Here is a 12,985-nt window from a genome sequence, read left to right as displayed (position 1 = left end):
AAACAAAATCTAACTTGAAGTGTTCTTAAACATATTTAAACTTTAATGAATCAACTTATGTGTAGTAATCTGGCAAATTCTTCTGCAGCTTTCTCAAGGTATTTTCCAGAATTTTGTATGGAATCATTCACATCTTTTGCGTAAGATGATATTTGTGTGAGATGATCAATTTTGAGTTGCTTTAACTCGTCTTCATTTAAATCAACCTGACCGCAAAACAAAGCTAATTTTTGATTGGTGATGGAATCCATTACACCTCGAATTACCTTTCCCGAGAAAGTTTGAGTATCCAACTTCCCCTCTCCGGTAATGATCCAATCAACCTCTTTGATTTTATCATTAAACTGAGCTTCCTGTTTGATCAATTCAATTCCCGAATTCAATTTTGCGTTCAGAAACAGAATACAACCAGCGCCTAATCCTCCAGCAGCGCCTGCTCCAGGTATTTTCTGCAAGTTCTTTTGAAATTGCTTTTTTATCAAATCATTGAAGTTGACTAAACCTCTATCTAGTTCTTCAACCGTTTCTGGTGATGCACCTTTCTGTGAAGAATATATAAAAGCCGCTCCATTAGCACCATACAAAGGATTATCAACATCGCAGGCAATATCAAATTTTACTTTTTTAATTTTTGGATTTACTAGACGTGTATCAATACTATCTAAATCCAATAAATCCTTACCCACGCCTTTCAATTCCTGCATGTCATTATCGAAAAAGCGATATCCCAATGCCCTAGCCATTCCAATTCCTGCATCGTTAGTAGCACTACCTCCAATACCAAGAATAATGTGCTTCACTCCTCTATCCAGAGCATCGACAATCAACTGTCCTGTTCCATAAGTACTAGTATATAAAGGGTTGCACTCTTCATCCGACAACAATCGAATTCCAGAAGCTTCAGCCATTTCGATATAAGCCGTTTTCTTTTCCTCTGAATACAAATAACTTGCTCGCACTTCTCGCATCAGTGGATCGCATACTGGAAGTGTAATCAACTCTCCATTCAAGTAATATTTTAAAACTTCAACCGTTCCATCACCTCCATCGGCAAGAGGTAAATTTACGATCTCAAGATTTGGAGCATGTTTTCGAAGCCCTTTATCAACAGCTTCGCAAAATTCCAATCCGCTTAAGGAACCCTTAAATTTGTCAGGTGCTATTGCAATTTTTAGCATTTTTGATCAATCTTTATCATCAGATAAGCAAGATATGAATTACCTTTAATTGAATTACAAAAAAGAATGAATAATTAGTTTACAATAACAACAAATACTAAAATATAAAGAATGAAAGGAATACAAGATTATTATCCAGACCATTTCGCACAATGTTATGGTTGTGGCAGGTTAAATGAGCATGGACACCAAATTAAAACCTATTGGGACGGTGAGGAAACGATTACCAAATTTGTACCAAAGGAGTATCACACCGCTATTCCTGGATTTGTTTATGGCGGAATGCTGGCATCCATAATAGATTGTCATGGAACCGGATCGGCTGCATTAGCTTTTGCAAAACAGCAGGGAATTGAACTTTGTGAGCACAATGCGCCAAGATGTGTTACCGCATCATTACAAGTAAAATACTTAAAACCTACGCCAATTGAAGGCGAAATAGAAATTAGAGGTAAAATAGCCAGTATCAACGAGAAAAAAGCTACAGTTACTTCTGAACTTTATGCCGGTGGGCAACTTTGTGTAACCGGTGAAGTTATCGCGGTTATTGTACCAGATAATTTTGGAGAAAAATAAACTCCAAATTCAAGAATAAGAAAAGGCAATTCCTTTCTGAATTGCCTCTCTTTTTATTCCACAGGTATTCTTAATTCTCATTTAAAATACCACCTGTTATTCTTACCAATGCCGTTCTTGATTGTATCAAATTAAAAATCGCATTTAATCGTGATAAAGCGGCATTCTGATAAATAATCTGGATATCGCGATAGTTAAACGAATTGATACTTCCTGATTCATACTTATCTTTTGAGATGGAGAGATTTAAATCAGCAGCATCTAAATTTTCCTGTGCAAGCTTAAACAATTCCATTCTCACCTGGTACAACTCAAATTGTTGCGCCAGTAAGTTACTTAAGGTATGCTTTACATCTTCTGTTGCAATATCACCAATCTCCTCTTCAATTTTGGCAATTTGAAGTGCTCTTCGATTAGTATTACCATTAAATATCATGAAATTTAAACTTAGATTGGCATAGATATTATGTGAATCGTTTGTACTTGATGGGGTTCCATCGTACTTTATTTTGGTACGATTTCCCTGAATTCCAGTTCCCAGACTAAGTTTTGGATAGAAATTAATTCTAGCCAAATCCACGTCTCTTTTCAAAATCATCTCCTGAATGTATCTGTTCTTAAGACGACTATTATCACTTAACATTTTATCTAACAAGTCTGCCAATTTAAAATCTTCAGGTACAGCTTTAAATTCATCAGAAAAACGATAGGTTTTACTTTCCTTTACTCCCAATAAAAAATTTAAATCCCGAACCGAATTGTTGAAATTCACTTCTTGTAATAAGAATGCTGAGCGATCTTCTAACCACGCATTTTGAGCCTGCAATAAATCATAGGTTACCGAACTTCCAATCTCTTTGCCAATCTTCTTTGTTTCATATCTATCTGCTGACAGATCCATAATTTTTCGACTCACCTCCATACGCTCCTTTTCCAGCAATATTTTATAGTAAGCTAAAATGATCAACTCAATTTTATTCTCAATGGCAACAATGGTGTTTCCTTTCGACAATTGATTTAAATCATCAAATTTATCTTTTCGAATTTTAACGGCAAAACCATTAAATAAAGTCCAGTTAACATCTAAAGACGGAATTACACTCAACCTATTAAAATCATTACTTTCATTATAATCTTTAATTCCTCTTCCCTGAAGATTGAATTGAATACTTGGATATCTGCCAACGGCTCCCCACGAATTGTTCAGTTCACTGATTTCTTCGGTTTTTCGAAATATTTTTAATTCGTAATTGTTTTCCAAACCTAATCCAATGGCTTTGGAAAGGCTTAGCTCTTCTTGTGCCATCAACATGAACTGACAGCAAACAGAGAAGATGACTAAGAATGATACTTTTCTTATCATTTGAATTTTATTTATTATTGAACCCCAGACTAAAGCCTGGTGCAATTCATTATTTAATCTAAACTCACTTTTGATTCCTTTACCTTAGGCTCAACATCACGAGAATCTAAGTTTTTACCTTCCCAAAAACTTTGAGTAATTCTCTTAATATCATTTAATACCATAATTAAGACTGGGAAAAACATTAAAATAAACATGGTTCCCACCAAAACTCCATAAGCCAATGCAATTGCCATAGGAATTAAAAATTGTGCCTGAAATGAATTTTCCAGAATCAATGGATACAAGCCAACTGTAGTAGTTATGGTTGTTAAAATTATGGCTCTAAATCTAGCCTTACCAGCTTCTTTCACTGCCGAAATTGGTAGCATTCCTTCTTCCACAAATAAGTTGTATTTGGAGAGGAAAACCACAGCGTCGTTAATGATCACGCCCGAAAGAGCAACCATTCCCCATACACTTAACATTGAAACCGGAAATCCCTCTACTCCATGCCCCCAGGCAGATCCCAGCCATCCTAAAGGAATCATCATCAATACAATTATCCCTTGTGTGAAACTTCTAAAGTGAATCATCACAATAAAAATAATAAGCATGAATGCAATTGAGAAATAGATTTTCAACTCCTCAATATCTTCAGCCGATCTTTTTTGTTGTCCTTGATATTCTGGTCGAACATCTGGAAATCTGGCTTCCAACTCTGGTAAAATTGTAGTTTCGATGTACTCTAAAATTGGAGGAACGGGTTCGCTTGGATCAATCAACTCTGCATCTACACGGATCTCTCTGGCTCCGTTATAACGTTGAATACTAACCGGACCTCTCAAAATCTCATATTCAATCAATTCTGACAACGGAAATTCTCCTTTCGGTGTACGAATCCTCATGTCCTCCATTTGACCAATAAAAATTCGATCACTTTTCGGATAACGAACCCAAACCTTTATCTCATCTTTTCCTTCTTGCAAACGCTGAGCTTGTCCTCCGAAAAACCCCTGACGAATTTGGCTTGTAATCGATCGTAAATCCATTCCCAGGTAATAAGCCTTAGGTTTTAATCTTAACCTAACCTCACGACTTCCCAAAGGGTTATTATCATTAATGTTATACAATGAAGCCATTTTACGAAGCTCTCCCTGAAAGAAATCATTTGCCTGATTCAATTGTTCCAAATCATTACCTAGAAGAGATATCGAAACCGGTGCTCCCCATCTGTTAAAGGCACCGATGGTATATTTCTCCACATCATTAACCTCACCAATTTTCTCTTTCACTCTACCCGAAATATCAAAACTAGATACCGGTGCTCCTTCCATATCGCGAAGTGTTACCGATAAATTACCTGCATGTGGTCCAACCTCTTGTCCGCCAAAAGCATTTCCTGTTGATAATCCTGTATATTTTATAAAGGTCGCTGTATCTTGAAATTCTTTCTTCAATTCATCATTTACTTCCCATACAGCTTTTTCAAACTCCTTCAACTTCTGAATCGTAATTTCCTTATTACTGCCTGGCTTATAGGCAATGTTTATGTTGAAAGTATCGAAAGTTACATTCGGAAAAAAGGTGCTTTGAATAAATCCCCCCTGAAATAAGCCCATGGTTACAAAGAACAATGCAACCGGTATAAAAATTACAAACCAACGCCATTGCACCAGTTTATCAAGAACTCCTGCATATACATGATCACGAACGTAAAGAATTCCTTTCTCTATTTTTTGTCTAAAACGATTAAAAGCATTGTCTTTTCTCTTTCGATTTAAAACAATTTCATTTCCTACATGACTAGGCAGAACGAAAAGACTCTCGAATAAGGATAAACTAAGACAGGCAACAACAATAAATGCCATCTCATATAAAAACTCCATATTCCCTGTAACCAATAAAAGTGGCGAGAAAGCAACCATAGTAGTAGTAACTGAGGTTAATACCGCAGGAACAACCTCCATAGTTCCATCAATTGCAGCTCTTCTAGGACTTTTTCCTTTCTCAAAGTGAGAATAAATATTCTCCCCAATTACAATTCCATCGTCAACTAAAATTCCAATAATAAGAATCATCCCGAAAAGGGAAATCATATTAATGGTAACCCCCATTAGGTTGGCAATAATAAACATGCCTAAAAAAGAAGCTGGAATTCCCCAGGCAACCCAAAGAGATAATCGGAAGCTTAAGAATAAAGCTAGAGAAATTACAACCAATAATAGACCGTAACCTCCATTTTTATATAACAAAGACAATCTTGATTGTAACAAAGTCACAAAATCGAATGTAACTTCCAAAGTTGCATCATCATATTTTTCATTGAACTCTTTCGCATACTTGTTACAAAAGTCTGATATTTCTTCAAGGTCTTCCTCATTCAGTTTATTAACATTAATAGAAACCGCAGGGTTCTTATTCATATACGTTGAATTAGGAACATCCTGAAACTGAAAATGGATTTTTGCTACATCCCGAATCCTGATATAACTACCATCTGGATTTGCCTTTAGTATAATTTCTCCAATTTGATCCGGATCAACAGAGCGATTTCTTGTTCGAATTAAGATTTCCTCAACCTTATTTTTTATCGCACCACCTGAAATATCAATATTATTATTGGCAATAGCTCTCGAAATTTCATTAAAGGTAAGATTGTATCGTCTCAAATTATCCTCTTTTACCTCCACCGATAACTCCAATTTTGGAAAACCAGAAAGCGTAATTTGAGACATTTTCTTAGAACGCATCAGATCATCATAGATATTATCAGCATATATTTTTAAGGTCAGCAAATCTACATTACCTGTAACCGCCATACGAACTGCTGGCGTAGTTGCTCTACGCTTAGCAATTACAGCCTTTTCCGCTCCAGTAGGAAATGATGGAATTCCATCAACAGCATTCTTAACATCTGCAAGGGTTTCATCTAAATCGTAATCACCAGTAGTGGTAATCGTTAGACGAGCAAACCCCTCCGAGGAAACCGAATTCATCTCTTTTATTCCAACAATACCTCGAACTGCATCTTCCATACGAGAGGTAATTCCTTCTTCTACCTCTTTAGGCGAAGCGCCAGGAAAAACCATTGAAACGGTAATAGTTTTAGACTCTGTTTGCGGGAAAAATGATTTCTTCATAAACCACAAAGAAGCACCACCTGCAATCAGCATTACGGCTATAATCATTTTCCCGTAAAACGGATATCTTACAAATTGTGATATAATATTTCTCATTATACGCTATTTCTGAATTTGTACTTTCATATTTTCAGTTGCTTTCACAGGAGGTTCTATCACCAACACTTCTCCTTCTTTCAACCCATTAAAAACCAAAGTATTTTCGTTACGTTTTATTACAACAATTTCTTTTTCTCTTAATAAGTCCTCTTCAACTACAAATACTTTATTAGAACCAAAAACTGCGTTTCGAGGAATTTCCATTGCATTTTCGATTGTTTTACCATGGAAACGTGCAGTCAAAAATTGTCCCTGAAACAATTCCTGATTGTTTGTCCTCTCAATCTTCACAAAAACAGAAATAGACTGAGTTCCCTGATCTACAAAATCAGATTTTCTTACCAGTTTACCTGTACATAGCACTTCTCCATTAGAATCAAGAACATCAACCTTTTCATTCAGTTGTAACCAACGTATATCTCTTGATTCAATAGGAACCTGCAATTCCAATTTGTTTGATTCAATAATACCTGCCAATTTAGATCCCATTCCTGCAACCGAACCAATTTGTGTGTTCACAGCCACATAAGAACCATTAAAAGGAGCATATATTTTTCTTTTAGCAAGTTTTACCTCTGCACTTTTAATTGCATAATAGTCGCCTAATATATTTCGGCTTGCCATAAAAACTTTCTCCTGATCTGATTTTACTTTTGGCAGTTCAGGAATAGATTTTTCTAAATCAATGGAATTGAAAAAACTCATCCATACATCAAAATTTTCAGCATAATCAACTTTTATATCCGGTAAATTTTCGGCAAGTTTATTCAGGAAACGACTTTTCTGAGCACGCAAATCCATCTTGGCATCTTCTTCGTAAATGCGGATTAGCAATTGTCCTTTTTTAAACTTCTGCCCTACCTTTAAAGGAACTCCAGTTTCAACAATTCGTCCAGCAACTTCCGAACTTAGGTTTACTTCCAAATTGGAAGCTAATCTTCCCTTTTCAATTATAGGGGCAGAAATAGCGTGATAAGCTACTGACTCAACTTTTACAATAGGAACTTTTTTACGGTCTTGATTCTTTTTAGGAGTTTTTTTTAAACTCGTCAATCCTTTCATCGCAAAAAATGACACGGCTAAAGTTAGCACGACCAAGAGTACGATTATTACTTTTCTATTCATCTATGATATTAGTTAGTGGATGTTTTGATATTGTTTCAAATAGATTAATCTACTTATAAACAAGTAAAGATACTATTTAAAGATCTAGTTAAATAATAATTTGGTTCATCTTAACAACTATTTAAGTAAAATACTTTTATCTGAAATAAAACTTTTTAACGGTATTATTCGTTCTCTTGTAAATACGATTGTAAGTTTTCAGAAAAAATTACGATTTTTGTTTGCTCTAAAAAAAATGAAACATGGATCAGGATAAATACAACAGAATTAAGCAACAATTATTTGAATCTACACAATGGCCATCGTTGTATATGTTCAAATTTATTGTTCCTAATAACGAGGATAAAATAAATGCCGTAAAGAACCTATTTCCTGAGGATACTGAATTTTCATATAAGACATCTAAGGATATTCGATTTATAGGTGTAACGGTAAAAAAAATTATGAATTCGGCGGATGATGTTGTGGAAGTATATTCAAGAGCTCAGGGTATAAAAGGTATTATGTCTTTATAAATATGATTTTAACACAGGTAGAATAAAACTTACGCCATCAATTTTTTATTTAAATTCGTCATTCAAAAAAATAAAAACTAAGAAAACTTCAAATGATCAGTACATCAGATTTTGGTAGTACTCCTTCGGGGGAAAATGTCAAATTATTTACCCTTTCCAATAAAAATGGCGTTCAAGCCAAAATCACAAACTATGGTGGAATTCTAACTTCATTCATTGCTCCCATGGAAGGAGTTGATAGAGAAATGGTTCTAGGTTTTGATACATTACAAGAATATACCAGCAAGAATTATTTAGATAACTATCCCTATTTTGGAGCCCTAATTGGTCGATTTGGAAATAGAATCGATCATGGTAAAGTCACAATTAATGGAAAAGAATTACAACTTTCCTGCAATCATTCTCCTCATCATTTACACGGTGGTAATATCGGTTTTGATAGAAAAGTTTGGAAGGCTAAAGTCGTAAATGATTCTGAATTACACCTAAGCTATTTAAGCGTTGATGGCGAAGAAAACTTCCCTGGAAATGTAAATACAACTGTGATATATAGCCTTTCAGATGAAAATGAACTTCAAATTAAATACGAAGCTACTACTGATAAAACTACACCTATCAATCTTACACAACACTCTTATTTCAATTTATCTGATAGCTGTTCAAACATATTAGATCATGAATTACAGATTGATGCGAATTATTTATTGGAAACAAATGATTTTTTAATTCCGAGTGGAAAATTATTAAATGTTGAAAACACTTGTTTCGATTTCAGAACAAAGAAAACTATCAATCAAGATATAGAAGATATAGAAAACTATGATGATTGCTTTGCATTTGGCGAAACAACAAAAACTCCAAGAAAAGTTGCTGAATTAATTTCTCCTGATAAAAAAGTGAGTATGGAAGTCATCACTACTTTTCCAGGGCTTCAGGTTTACACTGGCAAATATATCAGTGCTGGAGAAAAAAGAAGGTTCGAAGCATTTGCAGGTGTTGCTTTAGAGGCTCAAGGATATCCCGATGCTCCAAACCATCCATCTTTTAAACATGGCTGGCTCGAACCCGGAGAAATTTACAAACAACAAACGAATTACAAACTGATATTTTAATTCAAAGGCTGGTTAGTAAACCAGCCTTTTTTTATTTTGCTCTCCATTGAAATATGACTTTTATCATATTTTAACTCACATTCAAAAACTTTTCTATTTAGAAATCAAAAAACACCTGAAATTTTTCTCAATTTTATAATTTCACTACACCCATTGTTTTTTCAATAGTTCAGGCACTTTCACTCTATCTAATCACAAAATATTTTTAAAATTTTACTACCAACTAGTATGTACTGGTAGTTATTTTTACATATATTTGCTGCAAAGGTTTTCAGTTAAACCAAATTATTGAATTGTTGAAGTGAATATTAACCAATCATTTTCTTAGATTCATTACCATGCAAAAGCAAATAATTGTACAACTCGTATACAGACATTCACATCGTGGACTTTTTGAATGTTTAATTTGTTGATCACCGCTTCTAATTTGAATAGCTACCAACTATTCAAAATCTCAGTGCTCCAATTCTTGAGCAACCAAACTAGTATGCTATAATACTTTAATGAAAGTAAATGATATGTTCCATCGAAATGAGGAACAATTGTAATCTAAAATTTCTTTTATGAAGTAAAAAACAGAATTAAAGACAACAGGGAAAGCTACCAACAATCCCTGTTCTCAAATAATAATTGCTTGTTGTTCCATGCTTAAAACTTAAGAACAACAAACTAACTTTTAACGCATCTAAATTTATGAAAAAAAACGCAAAAACTGCTGCGGGGATATTTTCCGTGCAGTCTGGCTTCGTTTCATGGATCATGAAACTTTGCATTTTAGCTGTAATAATGGGTCCACTACCCTGTAATGCAGCAAATTCTGTAAAAGCTACCTCTCTACAAGAAAATCAAAAAAACATTTCGGGAACCGTAGTTGATGATCAAAACCTACCATTAATTGGTGTTAACATTATAGTAAAAGGAACATCCACTGGTACAGTAACCGATTTTGATGGAAAATTCCAATTATCAGTACCTGAGAATTCTGTAATTCAGTTCTCATTTATTGGTTACATCGACCAGGAAGTTGTAGTAGAGAATCAAACTGACTTTAGCATTATTCTTAAGGAAGATGTACAAGGCTTGAACGAGGTTGTAGTTGTTGGTTATGGTGTTCAGAAAAAGAGTGATTTAACTGGAGCTGTAGCTTCTGTTAAGGCTGAAGATTTGGCTAAAACACCATCGTCAAATCCTGTTAACTCATTACAGGGTAAGGTTGCGGGTGTTACCATCACAAAATTTGGTGGAGCTCCAGGCTCTGGATCAAGTATTACAATACGTGGATTTGGAACCGTAGGTAATAATGATCCACTGTATATTATCGATGGTTTACCTGGTTCAATGTCACTTTTAAATCCTGACGATATCGCATCATTCGAGATCTTAAAAGATGGTGCTGCTGCAGCAATATATGGATCTAGAGCTGCCAATGGCGTTGTATTAATCACCACCAAAAAAGGAAAAAAAGGTAAAATCAATGTTGATTTTAATATGCATGTTGGTCAAACAAAGGCGATTGATCAATTGGACTTATTGAATTCTGAAGGATATGTAAAGGTTCATAAAATGATGTATGACAATTACAATCAATATGCATCTTCTGGAGATCAGGTAGCACTACCAAACTACATTACGGCGCCAATTGAGGCAAATACAGATTGGCAAAAAGAAGTTAACAGAACGGCTCTTCAACAAAATTACAACCTAAGTATTAATGGTGGTAACGATCTTGGATATTATGGTTTATCTGGAAGTTGGAATGACGAAGAAGGAACTCTTATAGGAAGTGATTACCTTAAAAAGACCCTACGTGCAAAGCTAGGTATGACCAAAGGTCGATTAAAAGTAGATGGAAATATTTCATATGCCGAAACCAACTCTGAAAGTAAGAAATTTTCTTTAAGAGATACCTATAAATTGACTCCACTTATCACTCCTTTTGACGAAGATGGTAATGTACAGCTTACTTCTGGAGATATGCCTACAAATGCAAATCCATATGCCAATCATTTGAATGTAAAAGGTGAAACTGATTTGCAATATTTCTCTGCAAATGTAACAGGACGACTAAAAATTACTGACTGGTTATCATATCAAGTAAACCTTGGCTTGGTTAACAGCAATAAAAAAGAATGGAATTATCATTCAAAATTCGATAGAAGCCCTAAAGATGGTGAAGATTGGATCTACTATGGTGAAGAAAGAAATAACTACCGCAGCCAAATCATGGAGCATTTGTTAAACCTTCAGAAAGATTTTGGCAAACACTCATTTACTTCTGTTCTTGGTTACACCGCATCTAAAACAACCAATGACTGGATTGGAGCAAATGTAACTGGTAAGAAAACGGTTTACTCTGTTGAAGATGGAGATTTGGTAACTGAAGATGTACCTGGCGGATTCTTAGATCCAAGCTGGACAACTTTAAATGCCGGAGAAGGTGGAACATACGCAGCCTATGGCAGCAGAAACAAATACACCAGAACTTCTATTTTAGGTAGAGTTAACTACTCATACGATAGCAAATATTTATTTCAAGTTACCGCTCGTAGAGATGGATCTTCAAAATTTGGATCGGATTCACGTTATGGAACATTCCCTTCAGTTGCCTTTGGTTGGAGAATAACTGAGGAAGATTTCATGTCGAGCAATGATTTTATTGACAACTTAAAACTACGTGCAAGTTGGGGAAAATTAGGTAATGAAGGAACTTTAGGTCTATACGATCATCAGGCATTAATTAGTACTAGTACGGATTATGCTTTAGGAGCTGTAAGAGGTTCTGGTGCCAACCCTTGGACTGGTAGTATTGCAAAAGGTCTTGAGAATAGAGAATTACAGTGGGAAACTACTATTTCTAAAAACTTTGGTTTGGATTTCGCCTTCTTAAATAGTGCATTTATTGGTAGTGTAAATTATTACAATACTTCTACTGAAGACATGCTAATTTACCGACAGTTGCCTGGATCTGCAGGATTAGATAATCCGGTATTAAACGTTGGTGAAATTGAAAATAAAGGTCTTGAATTTGAATTATCTTACTATAAACAAAATGGAGAATTTAAATTTAACATTAACACAACCTTAACTACAACTAAAAATGAGGTAATCAAATTGGCTAACACCGATCAATCTTTATTTGGTGAAGGTTTAAAATTTGGTGATTCTCATTTCCCAACTCAAACTAAAGTAGGATATGAAATTGGTGCATTCTTCCTGTACAAAACAGATGGAATTTTTCAATCAATGAATGAGGTGAATGCTCACACAGGTGCTGAAGGTGCATTGCTACAAGAAAATGCAAAACCTGGTGATATTAAATTTGTTGATACCAATGGTGATGGTGAATTAAATGAAAAAGATAAAGTTTATTCAGGATCAGGAATTCCTGATTTTACTTACAGTATAAACCTTAATGCATCGTACAAAGGTTTTGATTTCTCTATGCTTTTCTATGGTGTGCAAGGAAATAAAATTTACAATGGTAATCGGTACTATTTGGAAAATATGGCTTCCGGTCAAAATTTCCTAAGATCATCGCTAAATGCATGGACTGAGACAAATACTAAAACCAATATTCCAAGAGCCGTTTTAGGTGATCCAAATTTAAATTCACGTGAATCTGATCGATTCCTTGAAGATGGTTCGTTCCTTCGTATGAAAAATATTGAACTTGGATATACACTTCCAAAAGCAACAATCAGTCGCTTAGGTTTAACCAAATGTAGAATTTACGTAAATGCACAAAATGTTTGGACATTAACCGATTATTCTGGAATTGATCCTGAAGTTGGACGTGGTGACGTTAGAAACTTAGGTATCGACAGAAGTTTCTATCCTATCAATAAATCATTCTTTGCTGGTATTCAATTATCATTCTAATTTACAAGAAAAAACA

The 12,985-nt window shown here is 34.8% G+C and carries 8 protein-coding genes; 4 read left to right on the top strand and 4 right to left on the bottom strand.

The features are described from left to right. Positions 1-50: 50 nt before the first annotated feature. Positions 51-1,178, bottom strand: coding sequence for a glycerate kinase (locus GCQ56_RS04110; protein ID WP_152733109.1), 1,128 nt, complete (start codon positions 1,176-1,178; stop codon positions 51-53). Positions 1,179-1,289: 111 nt separating this feature from the next. Between GCQ56_RS04110 and GCQ56_RS04105 the strand changes: the two genes are divergently transcribed. Continuing rightward, positions 1,290-1,754 carry a PaaI family thioesterase gene (locus GCQ56_RS04105; protein ID WP_152733108.1) on the top strand — a complete coding sequence of 155 codons (465 nt, stop codon included), beginning with the start codon at positions 1,290-1,292 and terminating at the stop codon, positions 1,752-1,754. Between the two features lie 70 nt (positions 1,755-1,824). Here the strand turns inward: GCQ56_RS04105 and GCQ56_RS04100 are convergent, their stop codons facing one another. From GCQ56_RS04100 to GCQ56_RS04090, 3 genes are read right to left on the bottom strand one after another with little or no spacing between them, the layout of a single operon-like run. Further along, positions 1,825-3,117: a TolC family protein gene (locus tag GCQ56_RS04100; protein ID WP_152733107.1), complete on the bottom strand. Its 1,293-nt coding sequence runs from the start codon at positions 3,115-3,117 to the stop codon at positions 1,825-1,827. Between the two features lie 53 nt (positions 3,118-3,170). Then, on the bottom strand, positions 3,171-6,335 hold the full coding sequence (locus tag GCQ56_RS04095; protein WP_152733106.1) for an efflux RND transporter permease subunit: 3,165 nt from the start codon (positions 6,333-6,335) through the stop codon (positions 3,171-3,173). 6 nt (positions 6,336-6,341) lie between these two features. Next, positions 6,342-7,463, bottom strand: coding sequence for an efflux RND transporter periplasmic adaptor subunit (locus GCQ56_RS04090; protein ID WP_152733105.1), 1,122 nt, complete (start codon positions 7,461-7,463; stop codon positions 6,342-6,344). Positions 7,464-7,705: 242 nt separating this feature from the next. Between GCQ56_RS04090 and GCQ56_RS04085 the strand changes: the two genes are divergently transcribed. From GCQ56_RS04085 to GCQ56_RS04075, 3 genes are all read left to right on the top strand, one after another. After that, complete coding sequence (locus GCQ56_RS04085) at positions 7,706-7,978, top strand: DUF493 family protein (RefSeq protein ID WP_152733104.1); 273 nt, start codon at positions 7,706-7,708, stop codon at positions 7,976-7,978. Positions 7,979-8,070: 92 nt separating this feature from the next. Continuing rightward, positions 8,071-9,090, top strand: coding sequence for an aldose epimerase family protein (locus tag GCQ56_RS04080; RefSeq protein ID WP_152733103.1), 1,020 nt, complete (start codon positions 8,071-8,073; stop codon positions 9,088-9,090). Positions 9,091-9,783: 693 nt separating this feature from the next. Next, on the top strand, positions 9,784-12,969 hold the full coding sequence (locus GCQ56_RS04075) for a TonB-dependent receptor (protein ID WP_152733102.1): 3,186 nt from the start codon (positions 9,784-9,786) through the stop codon (positions 12,967-12,969). Positions 12,970-12,985: the final 16 nt, after the last annotated feature.

Origin of the sequence: Marinifilum sp. N1E240, assembly GCF_009295825.1 — a bacterium.
GTDB lineage: Bacteria > Bacteroidota > Bacteroidia > Bacteroidales > Marinifilaceae > Marinifilum_A > Marinifilum_A sediminis.
This window is presented reverse-complemented; position numbering and strand designations above follow the sequence as displayed.

Bases quoted from the DNA above. Each gene is read 5' to 3' on its own strand.
- GCQ56_RS04080 (WP_152733103.1), top strand. From the start codon at position 8,071: ATGATCAGTACATCAGATTTTGGTAGTACTCCTTCGGGGGAAAATGTC.
- GCQ56_RS04095 (WP_152733106.1), bottom strand. From the start codon at position 6,335: ATGAGAAATATTATATCACAATTTGTAAGATATCCGTTTTACGGGAAA.
- GCQ56_RS04100 (WP_152733107.1), bottom strand. From the start codon at position 3,117: ATGATAAGAAAAGTATCATTCTTAGTCATCTTCTCTGTTTGCTGTCAG.
- GCQ56_RS04075 (WP_152733102.1), top strand. From the start codon at position 9,784: ATGAAAAAAAACGCAAAAACTGCTGCGGGGATATTTTCCGTGCAGTCT.
- GCQ56_RS04105 (WP_152733108.1), top strand. From the start codon at position 1,290: ATGAAAGGAATACAAGATTATTATCCAGACCATTTCGCACAATGTTAT.
- GCQ56_RS04090 (WP_152733105.1), bottom strand. From the start codon at position 7,463: ATGAATAGAAAAGTAATAATCGTACTCTTGGTCGTGCTAACTTTAGCC.
- GCQ56_RS04085 (WP_152733104.1), top strand. From the start codon at position 7,706: ATGGATCAGGATAAATACAACAGAATTAAGCAACAATTATTTGAATCT.
- GCQ56_RS04110 (WP_152733109.1), bottom strand. From the start codon at position 1,178: ATGCTAAAAATTGCAATAGCACCTGACAAATTTAAGGGTTCCTTAAGC.